Source organism: Sulfitobacter sp. EhC04 (assembly GCF_001650875.1).
Taxonomy (GTDB): domain Bacteria; phylum Pseudomonadota; class Alphaproteobacteria; order Rhodobacterales; family Rhodobacteraceae; genus Sulfitobacter.
Window position 1 is genome coordinate 67,441 of the sequence record NZ_LXYI01000016.1, and the last position, 20,508, is coordinate 87,948.

19 protein-coding genes and 1 pseudogene are annotated in these 20,508 nt (G+C 61.1%); 13 read left to right on the forward strand and 7 right to left on the reverse strand.

The features are described 5' to 3' along the window. The first annotated feature begins 53 nt into the window (after positions 1-53). Positions 54-1,352 (forward strand): flavin-dependent oxidoreductase, encoded by a 1,299-nt coding sequence (locus A8B82_RS08225; RefSeq protein ID WP_067290676.1) that lies wholly within the window; start codon positions 54-56, stop codon positions 1,350-1,352. Between the two features lie 46 nt (positions 1,353-1,398). Here A8B82_RS08225 and A8B82_RS08230 read toward each other — a convergent pair whose 3' ends face one another. Both A8B82_RS08230 and A8B82_RS08235 read right to left on the reverse strand, forming a co-directional pair. Further along, positions 1,399-2,106: a D-lyxose/D-mannose family sugar isomerase gene (locus A8B82_RS08230; protein WP_067290677.1), complete on the reverse strand. Its 708-nt coding sequence runs from the start codon at positions 2,104-2,106 to the stop codon at positions 1,399-1,401. Between the two features lie 23 nt (positions 2,107-2,129). Beyond that, positions 2,130-3,353 carry an ROK family transcriptional regulator gene (locus tag A8B82_RS08235; RefSeq protein WP_235604642.1) on the reverse strand — a complete coding sequence of 408 codons (1,224 nt, stop codon included), beginning with the start codon at positions 3,351-3,353 and terminating at the stop codon, positions 2,130-2,132. Positions 3,354-3,485: 132 nt separating this feature from the next. Here A8B82_RS08235 and A8B82_RS08240 point away from each other — a divergent pair, with 132 nt between their 5' ends. The 4 genes from A8B82_RS08240 to A8B82_RS08255 all read left to right on the forward strand — a co-directional run bounded on the left by A8B82_RS08240 (position 3,486) and on the right by A8B82_RS08255 (position 7,122). Continuing rightward, entirely contained in the window at positions 3,486-4,505 is a 1,020-nt protein-coding gene (locus A8B82_RS08240; RefSeq protein ID WP_067290680.1) for a sugar ABC transporter substrate-binding protein, read from the forward strand. Between the two features lie 169 nt (positions 4,506-4,674). Further along, positions 4,675-5,736 carry an ABC transporter permease gene (locus A8B82_RS08245; protein WP_067290681.1) on the forward strand — a complete coding sequence of 354 codons (1,062 nt, stop codon included), beginning with the start codon at positions 4,675-4,677 and terminating at the stop codon, positions 5,734-5,736. After that, entirely contained in the window at positions 5,736-6,500 is a 765-nt protein-coding gene (locus A8B82_RS08250; protein WP_067290682.1) for an ATP-binding cassette domain-containing protein, read from the forward strand. Before A8B82_RS08245 ends, A8B82_RS08250 begins: the two co-directional genes overlap by 1 nt. A gap of 4 nt (positions 6,501-6,504) precedes the next feature. Continuing rightward, on the forward strand, positions 6,505-7,122 hold the full coding sequence (locus A8B82_RS08255; protein WP_067290683.1) for an AAA family ATPase: 618 nt from the start codon (positions 6,505-6,507) through the stop codon (positions 7,120-7,122). Here A8B82_RS08255 and A8B82_RS08260 read toward each other — a convergent pair. From A8B82_RS08260 to edd, 3 genes are all read right to left on the reverse strand, one after another. After that, positions 7,119-8,069: a 2-hydroxyacid dehydrogenase gene (locus A8B82_RS08260; RefSeq protein WP_067290684.1), complete on the reverse strand. Its 951-nt coding sequence runs from the start codon at positions 8,067-8,069 to the stop codon at positions 7,119-7,121. The genes A8B82_RS08255 and A8B82_RS08260 overlap by 4 nt on opposite strands. Before the next feature lie 279 nt (positions 8,070-8,348). Then, positions 8,349-8,987, reverse strand: a complete 639-nt coding sequence (eda, locus tag A8B82_RS08265) for a bifunctional 4-hydroxy-2-oxoglutarate aldolase/2-dehydro-3-deoxy-phosphogluconate aldolase (protein ID WP_067290686.1) — start codon at positions 8,985-8,987, stop codon at positions 8,349-8,351. A 15-nt stretch (positions 8,988-9,002) separates the two neighbouring features. Further along, positions 9,003-10,802, reverse strand: coding sequence for a phosphogluconate dehydratase (edd, locus tag A8B82_RS08270; RefSeq protein ID WP_067290689.1), 1,800 nt, complete (start codon positions 10,800-10,802; stop codon positions 9,003-9,005). A 236-nt stretch (positions 10,803-11,038) separates the two neighbouring features. Here edd and phnC point away from each other — a divergent pair, with 236 nt between their 5' ends. From phnC to A8B82_RS08295, 5 genes and pseudogenes are all read left to right on the forward strand, one after another. Next, positions 11,039-11,833, forward strand: coding sequence for a phosphonate ABC transporter ATP-binding protein (gene phnC / locus A8B82_RS08275; protein ID WP_067290690.1), 795 nt, complete (start codon positions 11,039-11,041; stop codon positions 11,831-11,833). Between the two features lie 57 nt (positions 11,834-11,890). Next, positions 11,891-12,802, forward strand: a complete 912-nt coding sequence (gene phnD / locus A8B82_RS08280) for a phosphonate ABC transporter substrate-binding protein (RefSeq protein WP_067290693.1) — start codon at positions 11,891-11,893, stop codon at positions 12,800-12,802. A 74-nt stretch (positions 12,803-12,876) separates the two neighbouring features. Continuing rightward, a complete protein-coding gene (gene phnE, locus A8B82_RS08285; protein WP_067290698.1) occupies positions 12,877-13,749 on the forward strand; it encodes a phosphonate ABC transporter, permease protein PhnE in 873 nt (290 codons plus the stop codon). Next, on the forward strand, positions 13,746-15,035 hold the full coding sequence (gene phnE / locus A8B82_RS08290; RefSeq protein ID WP_067290701.1) for a phosphonate ABC transporter, permease protein PhnE: 1,290 nt from the start codon (positions 13,746-13,748) through the stop codon (positions 15,033-15,035). The genes phnE (A8B82_RS08285) and phnE (A8B82_RS08290) overlap by 4 nt, the downstream gene beginning before the upstream one ends. Beyond that, positions 15,035-15,301: pseudogene (locus A8B82_RS08295) on the forward strand (chloramphenicol acetyltransferase); the annotation flags it as partial. The gene phnE (A8B82_RS08290) and the pseudogene A8B82_RS08295, both read left to right, overlap by 1 nt. 138 nt (positions 15,302-15,439) lie before the next feature. Here the strand turns inward: A8B82_RS08295 and A8B82_RS08300 are convergent. Together A8B82_RS08300 and phnF are read right to left on the reverse strand one after the other, a co-directional pair. Continuing rightward, positions 15,440-17,383, reverse strand: coding sequence for a P-loop NTPase fold protein (locus A8B82_RS08300; protein WP_067290704.1), 1,944 nt, complete (start codon positions 17,381-17,383; stop codon positions 15,440-15,442). A gap of 184 nt (positions 17,384-17,567) precedes the next feature. After that, a complete protein-coding gene (gene phnF / locus A8B82_RS08305) occupies positions 17,568-18,278 on the reverse strand; it encodes a phosphonate metabolism transcriptional regulator PhnF (protein WP_067290706.1) in 711 nt (236 codons plus the stop codon). Between the two features lie 103 nt (positions 18,279-18,381). Between phnF and phnG the strand changes: the two genes are divergently transcribed. Genes phnG through A8B82_RS08320 form a run of 3 tightly spaced genes read left to right on the forward strand, consistent with a single transcriptional unit; the run spans position 18,382 to position 20,482 of the window. Next, positions 18,382-18,837 carry a phosphonate C-P lyase system protein PhnG gene (gene phnG, locus A8B82_RS08310; protein ID WP_067290708.1) on the forward strand — a complete coding sequence of 152 codons (456 nt, stop codon included), beginning with the start codon at positions 18,382-18,384 and terminating at the stop codon, positions 18,835-18,837. After that, positions 18,837-19,397, forward strand: coding sequence for a phosphonate C-P lyase system protein PhnH (phnH, locus tag A8B82_RS08315; RefSeq protein ID WP_067290712.1), 561 nt, complete (start codon positions 18,837-18,839; stop codon positions 19,395-19,397). The genes phnG and phnH overlap by 1 nt, the downstream gene beginning before the upstream one ends. Further along, entirely contained in the window at positions 19,397-20,482 is a 1,086-nt protein-coding gene (locus tag A8B82_RS08320; RefSeq protein ID WP_067290714.1) for a carbon-phosphorus lyase complex subunit PhnI, read from the forward strand. The genes phnH and A8B82_RS08320 overlap by 1 nt, the downstream gene beginning before the upstream one ends. Positions 20,483-20,508 lie beyond the last annotated feature (26 nt).

Genomic DNA, 20,508 nt, shown 5'->3' on the forward strand with positions numbered 1-20,508 from the left:
CGAAACTTACCTATAAGGTCGCGACGCAAGCCATTCAGACCAGCCGAGGGACCATGCCAGAGAACAGAATAATCATTGCCGGGGGCGGGATCGGCGGTCTGGCCCTTGGGCTGACGCTGCACCAGATCGGCGTGCCCTTCACCATCTTCGAATCCGTCAGCGAACTGCGCCCCCTCGGTGTGGGCATCAACCTGCAACCCAACGCGGTGCGCGAATTGTTCGAGATGGGCATCACAGCGGAAGAACTGGACAAGGCAGGCGTGCCCGCCCGCGAATGGGCGCTGGTGGGCCAACAGGGTCAGGAAATCTACGCCGAGCCGCGCGGCCTTGAGGCCGGATACAACTGGCCACAATATGCGATGCACCGTGGACACCTTCAGATGTTACTGGCACAGGTCCTGATGGACCGGGCAGGTACGGATGCGGTGCGCCTGGGCAGCCGCGTGACGGGGTATCAACAGACGCCCGATGGCGGCGTGAGCGCAATCGTGACTTCCCCCGACGGGTCAGAACGCCGCGAGACCGGTGCCTTGCTGATCGGTGCGGACGGCATCCATTCAAAGGTGCGCGCCCAGATGCACCCGGATCAGCCGCCGATCCACTGGGGCGGTGCTGTCATGTGGCGCGGCACCAGCATGGTCAAGCCGGTGCGCACCGGATCATCCTTCATCGGGCTGGGCACGCACCGTCAGCGCATGGTGATCTACCCGATCTCGCCGCCCGACCCCGACACCGGGCTGGCGCAGGTCAACTGGATCGCAGAGGTCACCATGGACGACCCCGGCGCACGCGACGACATCGGCTGGTTCCGGCAGGTGGAGATCGGGGATTTCGCGCATCACTTCGATGACTGGGTCTATGACTGGCTCGACGTGCCTGCCCTGCTGCGCGGGGCTGATGTGGCCTATGAGAACCCGATGATCGACCGCGACCCGGTGGAGACCTGGGTGGATGGCCCGGTGGCCCTGATGGGCGATGCGGCCCATGCGATGTATCCGACCGGGTCAAACGGGGCGAGCCAGGCCATCGTGGATGCACGCGAGCTGGGCGCGGCCTTCCTCGCACATGGCGTCACACCCGCTGCGCTGGCGGCCTTCGATGCGAAACTCTGCGCCCCGATCTCGGCGCTGATCCTGCGCAACCGGGGTGCCGGGCCGTTTGGCCTGCTCAACATGGTGAACGACCGCTGCGGCGGCACGTTCGACAACATCGACGACGTGATCCCGGCAGCAGAACGGGCTGAGTTCATGGCAAAATACAAGGCCGCCGCCGGTTTCGCCATCGAGGCGCTGAACAGCGCCGCGCCCATCATTCCCGATAGCGCGCAGGTGCGTCAACGTGCCGCCGAATAGCGCTAACGCGCCCCGCCTTAGACTTGAAACGCCGATACCGGGTGTATCAGGTTAAAGGCGGGACGCTGTAACCAGCCAATGCCGGATAATCGCTGACCAGCAGGCGGCGGGGGGCCACGTCCTCCTCCACGTCTGAGAACCGGGCAATCGGTTCGCGAAAGATATTGTCGGTTTCGTCGTCGTTCACCGTGCTGACCTCACCGATCAGCACATCGCCGCCCTCACCCCAGAAGGCATGCCAGTCGCCGGGCCGCAGGGTCACGCTTTGCCCCGGCGCCAGGCGCAGCTTTTCCCCTGGCTGATAGGGCCGCAGCAGACCGTCGCACATCACTTCGCCGCCCCGGTCGGGTGCAAATGCGCCCGTATTGTCAGAGCCGTATAGCTCGACCACCAGAGTCGCACCGCCCCGGTTGATGATGTCTTCGGCCTTGATCACATGGGTGTGCATCGGCGACAGCTGATCGCGTTTCGAGATCAGCAGTTTCTCGGCATAACACATGCCCCGCCCCGCCGTGAGATCACTCAGCAGCCCGTTGCGCAGGGTGAACAGCACCAGCCCCATTTCGTCAAAGCGGCCCGCGCCATAGTCGGTCACATCCCAGCCGCAGCGCGCATTGACGACATGGGGTGCGGCGGCGGCCTGCGCCGAAAACGCCTCCGGCGTCCAATCGGCGAAAGGCGGCAGGACAAAGCCGTGACGGCGGATCATTTCATCCGCCTCGGCCAGCAGATCGTTGATGCGGGATCGTTTCATCAGGGTCGCCTCTGGTTGCGCTGTCAGTCTACCGAAAAGGAATGTGCCATCAGGAAATACTGGCTGAAGATCGGCGCGCAGGCCGCCCCGATCGCACGGGCGTCCCCGCCGATACCCCCTGCCTCCAGTCGCGGCAGGATCAGGCCCCGGCTGTCCTCGGCCATCATGCAGGCGCGGACCTGCGCCACCAGCCGCGTGCGGATGGTCTGGGGGAAAGCACCGTCGATGACCACAGCCTCGAAATCAATCACCGCACAGGCTGACAAGGCGGCGCGGGCAATTTCCGATGCAATTTCGTCGATCCATTCCGCGACCAGTGGCTCAAAAGCGGACCAATCCTGCGGTTGAACCCACAACGCGCGCGGGTCGACGCCTGCCGCGCTCAGCTTTGTTTCCAGCAGATGTATCGACGCCACATCCACCAATTGCCTTGTGCGCCCGCCCTTGTCGCCCACCCGAAGCGACCCCAGTGCGCCTGCATTGCCGGAAGCCCCCTCATAAACCGAATGGTTCAGGACAATTCCGCCGCCAATGAAGGTAGAGACAAAGAAATAGGCGAAATCCCGAAACTCCTTGCCCCGGCCATAGACATATTCGGCCCAGCAGGCACTGGTCGCATCGTTCACCATGAATACCGGCAGATCGGAAAATTCAGCCACGCGCTCTTCGAATACCGTGTCTTTCCAGGTCATGAACTGGTCGTCCGCATTGCCCCCGGAGGCACCCCATTTCCAGATCTCGAAAGGTGCCGCGATGCCGATGCCGCACAGCCGTTCCGCCTGTTCGGGGCCAATTTCCGCCACAGCCGCCTCGAAGGCCTCCTTCATGAAGCCAAAGACCCGGTCCGGGATCGCCATATCATAGGCGATCCGACGTTCGAACAGGATGTCGCCGGTCAGATTGGTGAGCAACAGTTCACTGCTCCGCCGTCCCAGCTTGAACCCGACCGAGAGCGCCCCAGCGGGGTTCACCGCCATCGGCACGGAAGGCTTTCCCACCCGGCCCTTGACCGGCTCCCCCTTGAGCACCAGACCGTCGCTTTCCAATTTTCGCAGGATCACCGAAACCGTCTGGGCCGACAGATGGGTGTCGCGGGCAATGTCACTGCCGGGCATCTGCCCGTGCCGATGCAACAGGGAAAGGATCAGCCGTTCGTTATGATTGCGCAGTCCTTTCTGGTTTGCACCATTGCTGAGCGGGCGGATTGCGACCGAAGAGTCCATGTTATTTTCTTCCGGATTTTTCATGGACAGACCTTGATCTGGATTAATTAGTAAATCAAGTTTATTTATTAATTGACACACGCTATGGTTTTGCTCAGTCTCTCTATGCAACGGCGCTCGATTCGAGGCGCTTGTTGGATATTCTGGGAGGAAACCATGAAGAAACTCATCGCTGGCACCGCATTGGGCCTGATCGCCATGACCGGCACTGCCTTTGCCGACGCACATGCCGTATCGGCCTGCCTGATCACCAAGACCGATACGAACCCCTTTTTCGTGAAGATGCGCGAAGGGGCCACCGCCAAGGCCGAAGAGCTGGGCATGACCCTGAACACCTACGCCGGCAAGATCGACGGCGACCACGAAACACAGGTTTCCGCAATCGAGACCTGCATCGCCAACGGTGCAAAGGGCATCCTGCTGACCGCCTCCGACACGTCCTCCATTGTGCCTGCCGTACAGCAGGCGCGCGATGCGGGCATTCTGGTGATCGCGCTGGATACACCGCTTGACCCCATCGACGCGGCGGACATGACATTCGCGACCGACAATTTCCTGGCCGGTGAGTTGATCGGCCAATGGGCTGCCGCCGCATTGGGCGACGGCACTGCCGATGCCAAGATCGCGATGCTGGACCTGGCTGTCAGCCAGCCCACCGTCGGCGTGCTGCGCGACCAGGGCTTTCTGAAGGGTTTCGGCATTGATCTGGCCGACCCGAACCGGAACGGAGACGAGGAAGACCCCCGCATCATCGGCAACGACGTGACCGCCGGGAACGAAGAAGGCGGGCGCAAGGCGATGGAGAACCTGCTGGCACAGGACCCGATGATCAACGTGGTCTATACCATCAACGAACCGGCGGCAGCCGGTGCCTATGAGGCGCTGAAATCCATCGGTCGTGAAAACGATGTGCTGATCGTGTCGGTCGATGGCGGTTGCCCCGGTGTCGAGAACGTGGCCGATGGCGTGATCGGTGCCACCTCGCAGCAATATCCGCTGCTGATGGCATCCAAGGGCATCGAAGCAATTGCCGCCTTCGCCAAGGACGGCACCAAGCCCGCCGCGACGGATGGCAAGGACTTCTTCGACACCGGCGTGGCGCTGGTGACGGACAAGCCCGTCGATGGCGTTGACAGCATCAGCGTCGCCGAAGGCAAGGAACTTTGCTGGGGCTGAGGACAGACCCGAGACGGCAGATCCTTTGACCCGCCGCACGCAGATACGCTAACCTCGGGCCAGTAACGACACGCTGGCCGACAACCCAAACGCAGACCGGGGGCGGGCCAAGCCCGCCCTTTTTGCATCCAGCGCCGGACCCGTCGCGGATTTTCAACGGAGAGAGCACATGTCGCAATCCGATAATTTCGAGGCCGCAGCCTCCACCGCCGCGTCCGATGTGGCGCGGTTCGACGAAGACGACAAGGGGCTGATCGGCCGCTTCCATCACGCCCTGCACACGACACCCTCGCTGGTGCCGCTGATCGTGTTGCTGGCATCCATCGTGGTGTTCGGCAGCATCCTGGGCTCCAAGTTCTTTTCCCCCTTCGCGCTGACGCTGATCCTGCAACAGGTCCAGATCGTCGGCATCGTCGCCGCCGCGCAAAGCCTGGTGATCCTGACGGCGGGCATTGACCTGAGCGTCGGGGCCATCGCGGTGATATCTTCGGTGATCATGGGGCAATTCACCTTCCGTTACGGGCTGCCGGTCGAGGTTGCCGTGGTGTGCGGGCTGGGTTTCGGCACCGCCATCGGGGCGGTCAACGGCTGGCTGGTGGCCGCCATGAAACTGCCCCCCTTCATCGTGACGCTGGGCATGTGGCAAATCGTGCTGGCGGCAAATTTTCTCTACTCTGCCAATGAAACCATCCGCAGCCAGGACATCGCCGAACAGGCACCGCTGTTGCAGATGATGGGGGCCAAGTTCAGCATCGGCGGGGCGGTCTTTACCTTCGGCGTGGTCTTTATGCTGCTGCTGGTGCTGGTGCTTGCCTATGTTCTGAAACACACCGCCTGGGGCAGGCATGTCTATGCCGTGGGCGACGATGCGGAGGCCGCAGAACTGTCAGGCGTAAACGTGCGCGGCACGCTGATCTCGGTCTATGCCATCGCCGGGCTGATCTGCGGCTTTGCCGGCTGGGCGTTGATCGGGCGGATCGGATCGGTCTCGCCCACGTCGGGACAGCTCTTGAACATCGAGAGCATCACCGCCGTGGTGATCGGGGGCATATCGCTTTTCGGCGGTCGCGGCTCGATCCTCGGCACCTTCTTCGGCGCGTTGATCGTGGGTGTCTTCACCCTCGGGCTGCGGCTGTTGGGGGCGGACGCACAATGGACATTCCTGCTGATCGGCCTGCTGATTATCGCAGCGGTGGCGGTGGATCAATGGATTAGAAAGGTGGCGGCATAATGGAACCCATTCTCAAAGCACGCGGATTGGTCAAACGCTACGGCAAGGTGACCGCGCTGGATCACTGCGACTTCGAACTCTATCCGGGCGAGATTCTCGCGGTGATCGGCGACAACGGCGCGGGCAAGTCCTCTCTCATCAAGGCGGTGTCGGGTGCGGTGATCCCGGACGCAGGCACCGTGACGCTGGAGGGGCGCGAAGTTCGCTTTACCTCCCCCATCGACGCCCGCAATGCAGGGATCGAGACGGTCTATCAGACCCTTGCCATGTCTCCGGCCCTGTCGATCGCGGACAATATGTTCATGGGCCGTGAAATCCGCAAACCGGGGTTCCGGGGCAAGGTCCTGCGCCAGCTCGACCGCAAGCGGATGGAAGAAATCGCCCGCGAAAAGCTGAGCGAGCTTGGCCTGATGACGATACAGAACATCAACCAGGCCGTCGAAACCCTGTCTGGTGGCCAGCGCCAGGGCGTTGCAGTGGCGCGGGCGGCGGCCTTTGGCTCCAAGGTGATCATCCTGGACGAGCCGACCGCCGCATTGGGGGTCAAGGAAAGCCGCCGGGTACTGGAACTGATCCAGGACGTGAAGAGCCGGGGCATCCCGATCATCCTGATCAGCCACAACATGCCGCATGTTTTCGAAGTTGCAGATCGGATTCACGTGCACCGGCTCGGCAAACGGCTTTGCGTCATCGACCCGAAAGAACACACGATGTCCGATGCAGTGGCCTTTATGACCGGGGCCAAGGAACCGCAGGCGGCCTGATCCCATGCTGGATATGCTGGTCACCCGCATCAAGGCGGCACCCCTGCGCGGCAAGCGCAGGCTGGTCGCCGTGGTGGGCCCACCCGCCAGCGGCAAATCCACGCTGGCCGAAGCTCTTGCCGCAGCGGACCCTTCCTTTCGCATGGTCCCGATGGACGGGTTTCATCTGGACAATGACCTGCTGCGGGACCGCGACCTGTTACACCGCAAGGGCGCGCCGGAAACCTTCGATGTCAGGGGTTTTCTGCATCTGGTCAGCCGACTGGCGCAAGACGACGAGGTGATCTATCCCATTTTCAACCGCAAGCTGGACCGCGCGATTGCAGGCGCAGGCGTGGTCGGGCCGACCACCGAGACCGTGATCGTAGAAGGTAACTACCTGCTGCTGGACCGCCCCGGATGGCGCGATCTTGCTGCGCTCTGGGATCTGTCGATCCGCCTGGGTGTGCCCGCAGAGACCCTGGAAACCCGACTGATGCAGCGCTGGCTGGATCACGGGTTTTCGGCAGAGGAAGCCGCCCACAAGGTCTATCAGAACGACATGATAAACGCACAAGCAGTAATTGCCGATGCGCTGCCTGCCGATATCAGCCTGACGCCGGACGACCTGAAACAGACCTAGACCGGGTTCAACGGCTTGCCGTCTTTGAAGAAGGCAACAAGGTTGGCCACTGCCATCAACCCCATGTCCTCGCGCACCTCCTGCGCCGAAGTGCCCAGATGCGGCAGCAGCGTCACATTCTCCATCACGCGCAGCGCCTCCGGCACTTTCGGTTCGAATTCGTAGACATCCAGCCCTGCCCCCGCAATGCGCCCCTGCTGCAATGCTTCGATCAGCGCCGCTTCGTCCACCACATCGCCGCGCGCGATGTTGATAAGCACGCTCTCGCGCTTCATCACGCCAAGCGCCGCGGCGTCGATCAGATGATGGGTTTCGGGCGTGGCGGGCACCGCCAGCACGACCACATCAGCCGCCTGAAGAACATCCTCCAACTGCGGCAGTTGCGCCGCCTCGAATGGCAGGCCAGCCACGGCGGAACGGTTGTGGAAAACAATTTTCATGCCAAAGCCCAGCGCGGCCCGTTGCGCAATCGCCTGGCCAATCCGCCCCATGCCGACAACCCCCAATGTCTTGCCAGTCACATGCATGCCCAAAAGCTGCGTGGGATGCCAACCGGGCCAATTTCCGTCCCGAACCATCCTTTCGCCCTCGCCCGCGCGGCGGCAGGTCATCAGCATCAGGGTCATGGCAATGTCAGCGGTTGCATCGGTCACCGCGCCGGGCGTGTTGCTGACCGCCACCCCGGCGGCACGGGCGGCCTTGGCGTCGATATGATTGAAACCCACGCCAAAGTTGGCAAGGATGCGGCACCGCGGCTGGCCCTCGAAACAGGACGCGTCGAAAGCATCCCCCAGGGTTGGCAGAACCGCGTCGAATTCGGTCAGTGCACGCATCCGTTCAGCTTTGGTCAGGGGCAAGGTTTCTGCGCGCACTTCCACGTCGAAATATCGCTGTGCCTCGGTCACCACCTTGTCCGGCAGGGGCCGCGTGATCCATAGTTTCTGCATGTTGTCCTCCGGCTGCTCCGCAGCCTGTTTAGGCCCGTCGCATAGCAGAGACCACGCCTTCATCGCTATTTTATGCCCAAATGCTCCAGCGCCCGGCCTGTGACCGGCGCGACGCCGGTGTCACATGCGATTGCTGCGACCGGAACATGAGACCTTGGACCGGACCCGTTCGCAAATGATGACATGTCAAAAATGACATGTCATCATTTGCGGCTTCGGTTGATCCATGTCTATGAGACCGGTACAAATCTTGCTGAATTGCGCAGGACCAAAGCCGCGTTACCCCAGCGCTGCCGCTTCCCGCGCCAGCTCGGTGATGGCTCGCCAGTCGCCAGCCTTCACCAGCGCAGCGGGTGCCACCCAGCTGCCACCGGCGCAGACCACATTCGGCAGGCTCAAATAGGACAGGGCATTCGACGGGCTGACCCCGCCCGTGGGGCAAAAGCTGATCTGCGGCAGTGGGCCGCCGAGGGATTTCAGCATGCCCGCGCCTCCCGCCGATTCTGCGGGAAAGAACTTCAGCATGTCATATCCACGCGCCAACAGGCGCATGGCCTCGCTCGCCGTGGCCGCCCCCGGCAACATCGGCAGGCCCGCCGCTTCTGTCGCTGTCAGCAAGGCATCCGTCGCCCCCGGCGACACGCCAAACCGTGCGCCAGCCTTGACGGCGGCGGCCACATCCTGCGCTGTAATCAGCGTCCCGGCACCCACAACCCCGCCTTCGACCTTCGCCATCTCGGCAATCGCCGCCAGCGCCGCATCGGTGCGCAAGGTCACCTCCAGCACCGGCAGCCCGCCCTCGACGAGGGCCTCGGCCAGGGGGCGGGCATGGGCTACATCCTCCACCACGAGGACCGGAATAATGGGCGCCATCCGACACAGGATGCGCGCCTCCCTGCTGCTTTCTGCTGGGGTCATGATGGGTCTCCGATTCTAGATGCTGCTTGCGCCGGTATCGGCAGAGCCGACCAGCGTTCTGAAATGATTGAACAACTCGCGGCCCTGACCGAAGCCGTTCGCGGCAAGGTCCGCCACCACGCAATCGCGGTCCAGCACCCCTTCGGTCACGATATCCAGCCGCCCCTTCGCCGCGTCCACGCGCAGGATATCACCGTCGCGCAACTTGGCGATGGCACCGCCATCGACAGCTTCGGGACAGACGTGGATAGCGCTCAGCACCTTGCCCGACGCGCCGGACATCCGGCCATCCGTCACCAGCGCCACCTTCAGGCCGCGCGCCTGGAGATTGGCCAGCACCGGGGTCAGGCTGTGCAGTTCCGGCATGCCATTCGCCTTGGGCCCCTGAAAGCGGACCACAACGATCACGTCTTCCACGAATTCCCCGGCCTGATACGCGGCTTTCACGGCCTCCTGATCGTGGAACACCCGCACCGGCGCTTCGATCACGTGATGTTCCGGCTTGACCGCCGACACCTTGGTGACCGCAGCCCCCAGTGACCCATCCAGCCGCTGCAATCCGCCGGTGGGCTGGAACGGGTCCGAAACCGGGCGCAGGATGCGGTCGTTCTGCGTCTCGCCCGCGCCCTCCTCCCAGGTCAGCGCACCGTCCTTCAGCCGGGGTTCGCGGGTGTAGCGGTCCAGCCCCGGCCCCATGATCGTCTTTACGTCTTCATGCAGCAGACCCGCCGAGAGCAACTGCCCCATCATGTAGCCCAGCCCCCCCGCAGCATGGAAATGGTTCACGTCCGCCAAGCCGTTGGGATAGACCCGCGCCAGCAGCGGCGTCACATCCGCAAGGTCCGAAAAATCCTGCCAGTCCAGGATGATCCCGCCCGCCCGTGCCATGGCAACCAGATGGATCAGCAGGTTGGTGGAGCCCCCCGTGGCATGCAGCCCCACGATGCCGTTCACAAACGCCTTTTCGTCCAGCACCTGAGAGGTCGGAATATACTCGTTGCCCAGATGGCTGATCGACAGCGCCCGCCGCGCCCCCGCATCTGTCAGCGCATCGCGCAGCGGCGTGTTCGGATTGACAAAGCTGGAGCCGGGCAGATGCAGCCCCATGAACTCCATCAACATCTGGTTGGTGTTTGCGGTGCCGTAAAAGGTACAGGTCCCCGGCCCGTGATAGGCCCCCATCTCTGCCTTCATCAGCGCGGCGCGGTCCACCTCGCCCGCAGCGAATTTCTGGCGTACCTGTGCTTTCTCGTCGTTCGAAATGCCCGAGGTCATCGGCCCCGCAGGCAGAAAGACCGCCGGCAGATGGCCAAATACCTGTGCCGCGATGACCAGCCCCGGCACGATCTTGTCACAGACGCCAAGGTAAACGGTGGTGTCGAAAGTATTGTGGCTCAGCGCCACCCCGGCGGCCAATGCGATCACGTCGCGCGAAAACAGGCTCAGCTCCATCCCGGCGGTGCCCTGGGTCACGCCATCGCACATCGCGGGCACCCCGCCCGCCACCTGCGCAGTGCCGCCTGCGGCGCGGGCGGCGGCGCGGATCAACTCGGGATACCGCTCGAACGGCTGATGCGCCGACAGCATGTCATTATAGGCCGTGACGATGCCGATATTCCCCGCCGACTGCGTCGCCAGCGCGTCCTGGTCCGGCCCTGCCGCCGCATAGGCATGGGCCTGCCCGCTGCACGAAAGATGCGCGCGTGCCGGGCCGTCCTGCGCTGCCTTCGCCATCCGTCCAAGATAATCAGACCGCCCGGCGCTGCTGCGCGCGATGATGCGGTCCGTGACGCGGGCAACGGTCTGGTTCAGCATAGGATCCTCCATCGATTCGTATCAGGGCCACCCATTGCGGGCGCATCGGCCAATCAGCCATTATCCAGGCCTTGTTAGCGCTAACAGATCAAAAAGTCCAGCCCTGGCCCATCATCGCGCAAACTGCTCTCCCCTTGCAACCAAGGGCGCTCAGACGTCGTTACAAAAGTTTCGTCAAACCGACACATGCCTGAAAACCCACCCTGACAGATGGTGCCTCAAACCTTGGGGGCACTATGTTGAAACTGACCGATCTGACCAAGTCTTTTGGTCCCAATGTCGCGGTAAGGTCCGCGAACCTGGACATAGACCGCCCGGCAATGATCGGGATCATCGGCAGGTCGGGTGCGGGAAAATCCACGCTGCTCCGGATGCTGAACCGCCTGACCGACGCGACCTCCGGCGAAATCAATTTCGAAGGCCGCAACATCACCGCGCTCTCCGGCAAGGACAAGCGCGACTGGCAATCCCGCTGCGCAATGATCTTTCAGCAGTTCAACCTGGTGCCGCGCATGGACGTGGTGTCGAACGTGCTGCACGGCACCCTCAACCGCCGCTCGACCCTTGCCAGCATGTTCAGCATCTATCCGACAGCAGATGTGCACCGGGCCATCGACATCCTCGACCGCCTTGGCATCGCCGAACATGCCACCAAACGGGCAGAGGCCCTGTCCGGCGGGCAGCAACAGCGCGTCGCGATTGCCCGCGCTTTGATGCAGGACCCCCGTATCATCCTCGCGGACGAGCCCATCGCATCGCTCGACCCGATGAACGCACAGGTCGTGATGCAAAGCCTGCGCCGCATCCACGAAGAGGACGGGCGCACCATCATCGCCAACCTGCACACCCTCGATACCGCGCGCCGCTACTGCGACCGCGTCGTGGGCATGCGGGATGGCAAGATCGTCTTTGACGGGCTGCCCGAACAACTAACCACCGCGATGGCGCGCGAAATCTACGGTGCCGACGCCTCCTTTTCAGAAGCCGCAACCTCGACCTCGATCGAAACACTCGACCATGCGCTTGCCTGAATACCGACCCTGCCCCGCCCGATCCGGGCGGAACACCTTACCAACTGGAGAACACAGATGAACAAGCTACTCGCAGCGGCTCTCGCCACCACCGCGCTCAGCACGGGCGCATTGGCCCAGACCACCGAAATCAACGAATTCCGCATCGGCATCCTGGGCGGCGAAAACGCGCAGGACCGGCTGAACAGTTACCAGTGCCTGGCCGACTACACGGCCGAGGAACTGGGCGTCGAAGCCAAGCTCTTCGCCCCCGCCGACTACAACGGCGTGATCCAGGGCCTTCTGGGCGGCACGCTCGACATGGCATGGATGGGCGCTTCCGGCTATGCCGCCGTCTATATCCAGGACCCCGAAGTGGTCGAACCGGTGCTGGTCAAGATCAACCTTGACGGCTCCTACGGCTATCACTCCATCGGCTTTGCCCGCAAGGACAGCGGCATCACCTCGCTTGCCGACATGAAAGGCAAAGTGTTCGGCTTCGGCGATCCCAACTCCACCTCTGGCTACCTGATCCCCTCCATCGAGATCCCGCAGGAAAGTGCCGATATCACAATGGACTCCGGTGCCTACTTCGGTGAGGTGAAGTTCACCGGCGGTCACGAGCAAACCATCGTCGCAGTCGCCAACGGCGACATCGACGGCGGCGTGACATGGGCCGACGGTCAGGGCAACTGGGAAGACGGATATAACTCCGGCGCGCTGCGCAAGGCCGTGGACGCAGGCCTGGTCGACATGAACGATCTGGTCGAAATCTGGCGCTCCAAGCCGATCCCCGAAGGTCCCGTTGTCCTGCGCAAGGCCCTGCCCCAGGAGGTCAAGGCCAAGATGACCGCGCTGGTCGACACTCTTTATGAAAAAGATCCCGACTGCGCCTATGGCGTGGCAGCGGGTGACAGCCTGGGGTTCGATCCGATCACACATGACGCCTATGTGTCGATCGTCGAAGCCCGCAAGGCGAAATCGAATTGATCAAAGAAATTTAAGTTGAGCTGCAGGTCCCGGTGTCACATCGGGGCCTGCAATTTTTTGAAAGGGGTGGGGGAATGGCCGAAACGGTCCTGGACATCCGCACGGATTATGTCGCGGCGATGCGACAGAAACGTGTGTTGAACATGCTTTTGCTGATCATCTTCGTGGCCCTGATGGTCGCGGGCTTTGCCACCGCCGGCGCGCGCAATGCCGGTGGTTTCCGGGACGGATGGCGCAATGTCCTCGACTTTCCCGGTGACGTGATCAGCGAGGCGATCTCCCGCGCGCATCTGCTGCCCGGCTATTTCGTGAAATACCTGCCGTCACTGATCGAGACCATCAACATCGCCGCCGCAGCCACCCTGCTGGGCGCTGTACTGGCGCTTTTCGCGGCCCTGCTGGCCACCCGTGGCCTGGCACCCATGACCTGGCTGGTCGGCCCGGTGCGCCGGGTGCTGGATATCCTGCGCGCGGTGCCGGAAATCGTGATCGCCCTGATCCTGATCTTCCTGCTCGGCGGTGGCCCCGTCCCCGCCATGATCGCGATCTGCCTGCACACCATCGGCGCGCTTGGCAAACTGTTTTCCGAGGTGAACGAAAACGCCTCCCTCAAACCGGTCGAGGGGCTGGCCTCTGTCGGCGCGTCCTGGCTGCAACGGATGATGCTGGGCGTCGTGCCACAGGTCGCGCCCAATTACCTCAGCTATGCGCTGCTGCGGTTCGAGATCAACATCCGCGCCTCCGCCATCCTCGGCTTCGTCGGTGCAGGCGGCATCGGCTATGACCTGCGCAACACCATGTCATGGGGTCAGGGCAAATTCGACGAGGCGGCGGCGATCTTCCTGTTGCTCTTCGGGGCCATTGTGATCGTGGATCAGCTTTCCAGCTATGCCCGCAACCGCCTGACCCACGGCAAGGCCTACAAGGACAAGGGAGCCCTCCTGTGACAACCGCCACCCTCACCCTCCAGGCCGACCGCCTGATCGCCCGCAAGAAACTGACCGCGCTTGCAGCACCCGCGCTGATCGCGGCCTACCTGATCTATGTCTTCTTTGCCTTCGACGTGCCGGGCCTGCGCGACCGCGTCAGCCTGGACAACATGAACACGCTGCTGCGCGACATCTACAGCTACAAGACCCATGTCACCCAGGACAACCGCAACGGCGAGATCAGCATCGCCATCGAGGGCGAGCGCAAGGGTGCCTACCCGCAGGGCGAAAGCCCGGACTGGGTCACGCTGGGTACGGCATCGACCGTCGACCTGGGCGAGGGTCACATCGTCACCCTTGGCGATACCGTGCGCTATGATATCCCCGGCTATGGCACCATCACCGCGGTGCCGGGCAGAACCGGGGTGAATGCTCAATTGCCGTCGGGCGCGGTGCCTGACTGGATCAACGCATCAAAGAACCGCATGGCCATCACCACCGATGCAGGCCGCGTGACCATCACCCGAAACCGCACGGAAATCTTCCGCTACTTCACCGGCTGGGAGTTGTTCTTTTTCACCCTAGACAGCAAGTTCCATGATCTGAGCCTGACCCAGTTGATCGCCAGCGGCGAATACGGGGCCATCTGGTCTGACTTCTGGAACAACAGGATGTGGCGTCACGCCGATGTCGCCTGGGCGCTGGTTGAAACCGTTCTGATGGCCTTCCTCGGCACCTTTGGCGCGGCGATCATCGCACTGCCGATGGGCTTTCTCGCGGCCCGCAACTTTACCCCGCTTGGCAGTCTGCGCTTCGCCGCGCGCCGCATCTTCGACTTTCTGCGCGGCGTGGACGGGCTGATCTGGACCATCGTGCTCAGCCGCGCCTTTGGCCCCGGCCCGTTGACCGGATCGCTGGCGATCATGCTGACCGACACCGGCACCTTCGGCAAGATCTTCTCGGAAGCGCTGGAAAACGTCGACGACAAGCAGATCGAGGGTCTGACCTCCACCGGGGCAAAGCCGCTGCAACGCTACCGCTTTGGCGTAATCCCCCAGATCACGCCGGTATTGCTCAGCCAGGTGCTCTATTACCTCGAATCAAACACCCGCTCCGCCACCATCATCGGCGCAATCACCGGCGGTGGCATCGGGCTGTTGCTGACCCAGGCGATCATCACCCAGAAGGATTGGGAAGAAGTGACCTATTACATCGTGCTGATCATTCTGATGGTCATGGTCATGGACAGCCTGTCGGGCTGGCTGCGGCGGCGTCTGATCACGGGCAGCGGCGGGGCAGATTGATGGCCCGCCTGACGCCTGGCACCCCTTTCATCCATCCCGATTGCGAGATCACCGACAGCCGGTTCGGTGATTTTGTCGAAATCGGGCGCGGCTCCCGCCTGGCCCATAGCCGGGTGGGCGACTATTCCTACTGCGACCGCTTCGCCGACATCGCCAATGCCGGGATCGGCAAGTTTTCCAACATCGCGTCTTATGTCCGCATCGGGGCGACGGATCACCCGATGGAAAAGGCCAGCCTGCATCATTTCCACTACCGCTCTGCCGATAATGCCCCACGTTTTGAATAGGATTGCGGCACTCCAATACAAATGAACTTAAGGTGAAGAAGCGGTAAGCGCGGAGATCGCAACTATCGCTGCGGTTGCTGCCTCTGCAGGCAAGAGAAGTAGCCCACCGAATAATACTCACTGCAGTTCCTCTGCCTCTCGTTCGCTTGCCAGCTCAATTAAGACTTTAGGAATTACGCGACTTATCCTCGGAGCACGAAAGCCTTCAGCCTCGTCAACCTTTCGCATGAGAGTCTGGTAGACATTGTAAGCCCAGTCTTCTTCGGCTGATAGATCGCTATTCAATCTGCCATGTGAGTAACGGTTTTCAATAGCATAGTATACATTCCGCCAGTTCTCGTTGGGCGAGTCCAACCACGTCGCTACAAATTCCTCTGCGGGAATATGATGAAGCAGGGGTATGAGAGCATATGGGTTCTCGCCGTTGTTCGTCTGCGAAACGTGTTCAAAGAACTGTTTTGAGTCCGATCTGACCATCGCCATTAGCAACTTCAGAATTTCAGGAAGTTGATCTTCGAAAGCAAGCTCACGTGACGCGATGAGATGGTCCCAAATCTTTGTGAAGTAAGGCTTGGCTGCTTCTGTAACCCAATATCCTTGGCCATCAAAGGATTGATCAAACGGGTCGATCCATCTCCAGTCAGTTGTCCGAGGTGGCAAATTGCCTCCGTTTCGAAGATCATCAAGATAATGGATTGCCTGTTTGACCACCTCGTCCATAGTTCCCGCTTGGATTCCATAATCCACCATCATTAGCTTCAAAGCAAAAATGTGAAGTATTTCGCCCGATACCGTCGCACTGCGCTCCTCAATCTGTTGTTCCATTTTAACAACCGCCTCCTGGACGATGTCGTCATCAAGCTCATCAAAATTAATGACGACGCGCCAGGGCGGGACATTCTGTGGTTTCAAGAAATGGGCTGAGTCATTTAGAGATTGGTGAATAACTTCAGCGGGGTAACTACCTTCAACAAACATCGAGCATAGCGCATCATCACTGAGAAGATTATTCTCCAAGTCAATGTTTGGGTAACGCTCATCAGCGACCATAAAAGAAGGTTTCTCAGGCAGTTGATCACCAGTCTTTCCATGGGCACGCATGTAATATCCCATGCTAACACTCCGCCTTTTCATCAGCGCCTGTCGGTCGAGCCTACCGGATCGAGTCTCAACATTTAGAGCGACAAATAATGGGACCAATTCCGCCATCGCTTCTTGATTTTGGATGTGTTCATCAAGCAAAGTCTTAGCTAATCGGTCGAGATCTTCGATGACGTGCCGAAGGATACGTAGCGATCTGACTTCAGAAGCGTGAAAAGCCGCCAAAATAGCATTGCGATTTTCTTCAACCAAACGCTTTGCTCTGTGGTGGTTGATCTGACCTAGGAATTTTTCAAATGCATCGTCGGTCTGCGGACTAACTTTGATCGTTTGCCCAAAGGTCTTTTCCTTCAACTTTCCGAATTTCGCAGTCATTTTCTCGTCATGCGCAAGCACAACAACCCTGAAGCCATGTTGCTCAACATATGAATTAATCGCACCTAGAACATCTTTCAGACGGAGATCACTTCTTTCAAGATCATCGAAGATCAGCGTCCGATCTGGTTTGATGTCGCGGCGAAAAACGGCGTTAAACACGCTTGGTGTAGCACCGGCAAACGCAAATAGCCCCCCAATAGAGGCCGCTGCACCACTGGCTCCATCGACAAGTTTTGCTGCTTTCGCCAGTTTCGGCGAGGCTACCGCAAAAACTTCTGCATGAAGTTGCTCCACGGTTTGAATGCCGAATAGACTAACATAATATCGCTCGGTATCCTGGATAACTTGTTTTATCTGATGGGTTTTGCCTGACCCCCATTCTCCGGTGACGAGTACGGCATAACCTGGATTTTCAAGAGTTTGATAATGCTCCAGGTATTCTTCCAGATGTGTAGTCAATGCATTTTTCCTTTGGTGCTCCTTCGGACCGACGGTGGCATCTTTACTGCCAATGATGTTGCGAAGTGCTTTGATGACCTTGTGCAGTAGAGAGAAAATTTGCTCACCTTTGGCCCACAGCATATTCATCTTGGACAGAGCAAAGCGCTGTTTTCAAGTGAGGTCGACCAAATACCGTCAAGATAGTTGATATTTTGTAAAATTGGACCAATCAGTTTGTTTCTCAAAGAATGAAGGAATGGCTGCTTCTGATCGGGAGATTGTAATGCTCGCAACCGCAGCGAACTCTCGCAATCCTTACCCCCCCTCATTCCCCGTCCAGCGTCAGTGTGATCCGGTCCCCGGCAAACCAAGTGCTGCCGAATTCCACCGGCCTGCCCTCCGGATCGACATTGACCGAGGTCGAAAACAACACCGGCGCACCCTCGGCGATTTGCAGATGCAGCGCCTGCGTGGCACTGGCCAGTTTCGCCTTCAGCCGGGTCGAGGCGCGGGTGTAATCGCGCACGCCCGAACGGCGCAGCGCCTCGGTGACCGACCCCGCCTCTTCCAGATACGCTGGCAAATCGGGAAAACGGGCCGCCGGAAAGACGCTGGTGAACACCGCGACAGGCAGGTCATCGGCCAATGACAGCCCATCGACCACATGCACCTGTGCGCCGTCTGCCAGAGCCAGCAGGCTGCGCTCCGTGCCCGTGGCGCCGCGGGTCTGCATCGACAATATCCGCTTTGTCGGCACCCGTCCCGCCGAGGTCAGGTTCTGGTGAAACCGCACCCTTTTGCCGATGGGATAATCGGTCGGCACCTGGGTGACAAAAACCCCCGCACCGCGCCTTGCAAAGACCACGCCATCCTCGGCCAGAGCCGCCAGCGCATGGCGCACGGTATGCCGGTTCACCCCGAAACGCGCCGCCAGCACGGCTTCGGTCGGCAGCTTGTCACCGGGGGCGTATTGCCCTGCGCTGATTTCGCCGCGCAGCGTGGTTGCGATGGATCTCCAGATCGGTGTGCGGGCCATGTGTCACCAAAGTTTCACAGTTGCGGGGCTTGTGTCAGAGCGGCGAATCCGCCATCATTTGTCTAGTTGTATAGAATTGTAGACAAATCCACAAGGTGTCTAGATGACCGTCATTCAAGACCTGAACGCAGACCGCAAGCAATGGATGAGCCTGCTGGCCAAATGCGATGCCGCAGAACTGGATGGCGCATGGCGCGCCCTGGACCGCAGCTTTGACCACCAGGTGCTGCGCGCGCCCGAAGTTGGCAGCGTTATGGTCCGCGGCCGCGCGGGCGCAGTGGGTGCCCCTTTTAACCTGGGCGAAATCACTGTCACCCGCTGCTCTGTCCGCCTGTCATCCGGGCAGGACGGGCACGCCTATGTGCAGGGCCGCGACAAGACAAAGGCCCTGCGTGCCGCCCTGCTTGATGCCGGGATGCAGACATCGGCCGCCAGCGACATCCGTGACAAGGTGCTGACGCCGCTGTCAACGGCGGCGACCCACCGCCAGACCACCCGCGCGGCCAAAGCCGCCGCGACCAAGGTCGATTTCTTTACCATGGCACGGGGAGAAGACTGATGCAGACCCAGGCCCTCACCGGCGGATTCGCCGACGCCCCGATCGAGGCAGCAACCGCCTTTCGCGCGATCATGCAGGTCATGGCGCGACCGGGCGACATCGAAACCCTCGCAGGGGCCAGGCCCCCGGCACCGCTTTCCGCCGCCGCCGGGACGTTGATCCTGACGCTGTGCGATCCGGATACGCCGATCTTTCTGGCACCGGGCCATAACACGCCGCAGATCAGGGATTGGATCACCTTCCACACCGGCGCGCCCTTTGCCGAGGCAGCAACAGCGCGTTTTGCCCTTGGCGCATGGGGCGCACTGACCCCATTTGCCTTTGCCATCGGCACCTCGGAATATCCCGACCGTTCCGCCACGCTGATTGTCGAAATGGCACATCTTGAACCATCCGGCGCCACGTTGCGCGGACCCGGCATCAAGGATACCGCAAATCTGTCATTGCCCGACCTCAAACGGTTTCAGGACAATGCCGCCTTGTTCCCGCTGGGTCATGATTACTTCTTCACCACGGGCGCGCGTGTCGCGGCACTGCCCCGCAGCACAAAGGTGTCCTGATGTATGTCGCCGTGAAGGGAGGCGAGCGCGCCATCGACAACGCGCATGCCTGGCTCGCCGAAGAACGTCGCGGAGACAGCGACGTAGATGAACTGTCCGTCGCCCAGATCCGGGAACAACTGAAACTCGCCGTGAACCGGGTCATGGCGGAAGGGTCTCTTTTCGATCCCGACCTGGCCGCGCTGGCCATCAAACAGGCGCGCGGCGACCTGATCGAGGCCATCTTCCTGATCCGCGCCTATCGCACCACCCTGCCCCGCTTCGGTGCCTCAAATGCCATCGACACCGGCGCAATGCGCTGCGACCGCCGCGTCTCGGCCACGTTCAAGGACGCACCGGGCGGGCAATTGCTGGGCCCGACTTTCGACTACACACACCGTTTGCTCGACTTCAAACTGGCCGCTGAAGGCGATGTGCCGCCCGCACCGGAGAAGCCCGCCGATCCCGCGCGGACACCCCATATCATGGCGTTCCTGGATCGGGAAAATCTGATCCAGACCGAGAAAGCTGGCGCGAAGACACCCCCCGACCTGACCCGCGAACCGCTCGAATTGCCCGCTGATCGGCCCTTACGCCTGCAGTCCCTGACGCGCGGCGACGAAGGCTTCATCCTAGGCATGGCCTATTCGACCCAGCGCGGCTACGCCCGCAACCACGCCTTCGTGGCGGAACTGCGCATCGGCACTGTCGCCGTGGAAATGGACATTCCCGAATTGGGATTCGCGATCGAGATCGGCGAGATCGAGGTGACCGAATGCGAAACCGTAAACCAGTTCAAAGGCTCCAGGACCGAACCACCGCAGTTCACGCGCGGCTATGGCCTGGTTTTCGGCATGACCGAACGCAAGGCGATCTCCATGGCCCTGGTGGACCGGGCCCTGCGATGGAAAGAGCTCGGAGAAGACAACTTGGGCGCCCCGGCCCAGGACGAGGAATTCGTGCTGAGCCATGCTGACAATATCCAGGCCACCGGGTTCCTGGAGCACATCAAACTGCCCCACTATGTGGATTTCCAATCCGAACTTGAACTGATCCGAAAATTGCGCCGCGCAGTTTCGGAAACAACCAGGAAAGCCGCCGAATGAGCCCGCTGTCCCCCTCACCCCCAACC